3 protein-coding genes and 1 tRNA gene are annotated in these 4554 nt (G+C 44.1%); all 4 read left to right on the forward strand.

Going from position 1 to position 4554, the window contains the following annotated elements; translation table 11 throughout:
- Positions 1-406: 406 nt before the first annotated feature.
- A complete protein-coding gene (locus IQ242_RS17365; protein ID WP_193960836.1) occupies positions 407-2635 on the forward strand; it encodes a GAF domain-containing protein in 2229 nt (742 codons plus the stop codon).
- Between the two features lie 76 nt (positions 2636-2711).
- Positions 2712-2784: transfer RNA gene (locus tag IQ242_RS17370), tRNA-Phe, on the forward strand.
- 300 nt (positions 2785-3084) lie between these two features.
- The gene (locus IQ242_RS17375) at positions 3085-3828 is read left to right on the forward strand and encodes a HEAT repeat domain-containing protein (protein ID WP_002770723.1); all 744 of its coding nucleotides are present in this window, start codon (positions 3085-3087) and stop codon (positions 3826-3828) included.
- A complete protein-coding gene (locus IQ242_RS17380) occupies positions 3812-4429 on the forward strand; it encodes a flavin prenyltransferase UbiX (protein ID WP_193960837.1) in 618 nt (205 codons plus the stop codon). Before IQ242_RS17375 ends, IQ242_RS17380 begins: the two co-directional genes overlap by 17 nt.
- The last annotated feature ends 125 nt before the right edge of the window (positions 4430-4554 follow it).

Here is a 4554-nt window from a genome sequence, read left to right on the forward strand (position 1 = left end):
AGCGACCATAAGACCAGAACAGAGTAAATCTGTTAAGGCAGGTGCGAAAAATCCTTCGGGAAAGAAGCAGAAACCCAAATCGTGAGGTTTGGGAATCACCGTCCGTTTACGGCGGTGAGGATGTCAAGGAAGAAGTAGTTAGATATGTGTAATTAATTGTATCTAGCTACTTAACTTAAAACTTAAACCTGATCACTGATAACTGATCACTGATAACTGATCAGTTATCAGCGATATCAGTATATTGGGGTTGCTTTCTCGTTTTTGCAAAGAAATATATCAGAATCGGCAGCGGATGGGAAAATTTGTGCGAGAATCTAAAGAAATTGTTAAATCGCCCTAGGAGTAGCCAACGATTTTGTGATTATCGATCCAAATCCACCAATTAGCACAATGGGAGGCTCTTATGGAAAAGCAGCCATCAGAAATCGAGATCGAGCTAGATACACAGCTAAAAGCGGAGTATTCCGAGCAGTTTCTGCGTAGTATATTTAATTCCGTGCAAGCGTCGATTTTTGTAGTGGACGTGCTGGAAAATAGAGATTTTCGCTATGTGGGAGCAAACCCCGTTCATGAACGCTGGACAGGATTGCGTTCATCAGAGATTAAAGGCAAAACTCCCGAACAAATCCTTCCCCCCGATGATGCGCGCAGTGTGCGGCAACACTATAGTGATTGTGTGCGTTACGGAACGACTATTTCCTACGAACAGTATTTACCTTTTCAAAATATACCCTACTGGTGGCTGACAACTTTAACACCCCTACGGGATAACAATGCGCGTATCTATCGTTTGGTGGGAACCAGTACCAATATCACCGAACGTAAACAGGCCGAAGAAGCTTTAAGATTACAAGCAGAACGAGAACAACTACTGGGGGTAATGCAGGAAAGAATCCGGCAATCGTTGGATCTTGATCGCATTTTGCAAAGAACCGTTAAAGAAGTGCGACAATTTCTCAACTGCGATCGAGTGTTAATTTATCGTTTATTCCCCGATCATAGTGGCATGATTGTGGTGGAATCCTATACCCCGAGGATTAATTCTGTCTTAGGAAGCAGCATCGAGGATCCCTGTTTTAATTTATCCCCAGAACGTCTGGAAAATTATCGTCGCGGCAGAATTCAAGTTATTGAAAATGTCCATAATTCGGGACTTGATCCCTGTTATCGCAGCCTACTCACCTCTTTGCAAGTACAGGCTAACCTAGTGGTGCCAATTATCTGCGATAACCAACTCTGGGGGTTACTAATTGCCCAAAATTGCCAAAAAACTCGCTCTTGGCAATCCCAAGAAATCGATCTGCTCAAACAATTAGCCATTCAAGTGGGAATTGCCATTCAACAAGCAGAACTGCACCAACGGGTAAAATGCTTGAATACGGCCTTAGAATCGGAGGTTCAGCAAAGAACCGCCGAATTGCAGATGACTTTGAAGTATGAAGCATTAATCGGACGGATTACCGAAAAAATTCGCGATAGTCTCGATGAAAATCATATTCTGCAAACCACCACTAGGGAATTAGTCCAGGTTTTACCCGTAGAATGCGCCCAAATTGAGCTTTACAATCCCAGTCGCAGCCAAGCCACTATTGTCCACGAATATACCACTCAAGAGTTGATCTGTCAGGGAATTAGCCGTCAAATTAGCGATTTTCCCGAAATCTATCAACCGCTGCTGCACAAACAAATTTTACAATTTGTTGATCGTCTTCCCCTTGGCAATCCGCAAATCTGTCGTGTTAACCGTTGCGCTTGTCCTATCTTTGACGATCAGGGTTTTTTGGGCAATATTTGGCTAATTCGGCCAGCTAATCAGATTTTTAACTCCTTAGAAACTAATTTGATTCAACATATTGCCACCGAATGTGCGATCGCTATTCGACAGGCGCGACTTTACGAATCTTCCCAAGCACAAGTGAGAGAATTAGAAAAACTGGAAAGATTAAAAAGCGAATTCCTGAAAACCCTTTCCCATGAACTGCGAACCCCGATTACCAGCATTCGTCTAGCGGTGGAAACCCTGGAAAGTCTCCTAGAATATCAAGGGATCGAGATCGATCCACAGGATTCGATCGGTCAACTGTTGCAAATTCTTAACATTGAATCTCAACGTCAGAGTAAGTTAGTTAATGATCTGTTGACTTTAACCTATCTGGATGCGGAAACCGAACCCCTGGCGCTCGAAGCAATCGACTTACTTTCGTGGCTACCCTTATTAGTGGAACCTTTTCGTCATCTCACCCGTGAGCGACAACAGCAGTTAATTTTAGATATAGATGGGGATATACCGGAGATTAACAGCAATCTTTGTGATATCGAACGCATCATAGCGGAATTACTGACCAATGCTTCTAAATATACCCCAGAACAAGGGATAATTAGGGTAAATGTCTGGCGTGCGGACGAGCAAATATTAATTAGTGTGAGTAATTCAGGAGTAGAAATCGCCCCAGAGGAATTATCAAGAATATTTGCCCCTTTTTATCGCATTCCTAACCACGATCCCTGGCGCTACAGTGGTACTGGTTTAGGTTTAGCTTTAGTCCGCAAACTGATTAAACCCCTGAATGCCACTATTGATGTCACCAGTGCCAACGCTGTCACCACTTTTACCCTCACCTTGCCAATCTAGTCGAGCAGAAAACTTTTTAGAAAAAAACCTTGCAATTATTTCGAGGGCGTGCTATATTGAGAAAGGACAAAAAAACGCCGAGATAGCTCAGTTGGTAGAGCAGAGGACTGAAAATCCTCGTGTCCGCGGTTCAAATCCGCGTCTTGGCATCGCAAAAACAATAAAATTAGCCCTGTATTTACTTCCTATTCTGCTAGGTTTTGTAAATGTAGCCCTTCTCGTCAAGATGAAGTGTAACCTAATTTGGTAAGCTGAAAGCTTTGATGTACTTAGTTTATAACCTTCTTTTTAGGTAGGAGAATTGCCAGATTCTTTCTTTTGCCTGTTGCCTCTTGCCTTCAGTTCACTGATAACTGATCACTGATTACTGAAAAGTCCCCCCAACCAGCAACTACTTTTTGATTTTGGGCTTGACGTGAGCGGTCACGGATTAAGATAATCTAACAAGTATGTACGACAATGAAATCCTAGACTCTAGCAATTCCTTAAATAATCCTCTCGATGGGAGCGATCCGGATCAAGCAGCGGAAATCCCCCCCGATCCGGAGGAAATGCTCTCATTGCTTACTTCTGCTCATGTCAGCGAGAGGATGATCGCCGCTCGCGCCTTTTGTGAATTGCGTGACGAAAGAGCGATCGCTCCTTTACTAGAGATGTTAAACGATGTCTGTCCCCTAGTGCGTGTCAGTGTCGCCTACGCTTTGGGTAGAAATCCCAGTCTTAGCTCTGTGGAACCCTTAATCGATTTACTGGCCAGAGATTGGAATGGTTACGTCAGAAAAGGGGTAGTTTGGGCCCTGGGTAACTGTGCTGATCCAAGAGCGATCGAGCCTTTGGTTCATGCTCTTAAAACTGATATTTCGGCGGTGCGATTATGGGCCGCCAGTAGTTTGGCCCAGATTGCCAAGGTCAATTATGAAGATATCATCACCGTCTTGCCGCCTTTAATTGAAGGATTGCGCCGAGATTTAATCGCGGCGGTGCGGAGTAATTGCGCTTGGTCGATCGGTCAATTATGCCGAGAATTGCCCTTAAATGTGATTTATGCCACGGCGATCGATGCTTTGATCGAGGCCTTGGTGGAAGATGAGGATTTAGGTGTCAAGGAAGATGCTAGGGGTGCTTTATTAAAAGTGGGCGACCCAAGAGGATTACAATTGATCGAGGAATTAGAGCTTGAAGGAATTATCTAAACCACTAATTTTGGGCATTACAGGGGCATCAGGGCTGATTTATGCTGTCCGTACTCTCAAATATCTACTTTTAGCCGACTACACGATCGATCTAGTGGCCTCCAAATCAGCTTACACTGTCTGGCAAGCGGAAGATAATATTCGGATGCCGCCAGAACCGGAGCTGCAAGAACAATTTTGGCGCAGTCAATGCGGGGTGATGAAGGGGGGAAAATTACGCTGTCATCGTTGGGGTGATGTGGGGGCAACGATCGCCAGTGGGTCCTATCGCACCCTTGGTATGGTAATTATTCCCTGTAGCATGAGTACAGTGGCCAAATTAGCGGGGGGATTAAGTTCCGATTTGCTAGAAAGGGCGGCCGATGTGCAGATGAAGGAGGGCAGAAAATTGGTTTTAGTACCGCGAGAAACCCCCTTTAGTTTAATTCATCTGCGTAATTTAACCACTTTAGCCGAGGCGGGCGTTAGAATCGTGCCAGCAATACCGGCATGGTATCACCATCCCCAATCGATCGAGGATTTGGTAGATTTTGTCATCGCTCGTACTCTCGATCAGTTAGATATCGATTGTGTGGCCATTAATCGCTGGCAAGGACATTGACAGTTATCAGTTATCAGTTATCAGTTATCAGTGGGTAAGTTATCAGTTATCAGATGTAAGTTTTAAGTTAATTAGTTAGTTAGTTATCTTTATCTTTATACCTGTTTACTGATCACTGTTTACTG

This window comes from Microcystis sp. LEGE 08355, from assembly GCF_015207185.1.
GTDB classification, from domain to species: Bacteria; Cyanobacteriota; Cyanobacteriia; order Cyanobacteriales; family Microcystaceae; genus Microcystis; species Microcystis panniformis.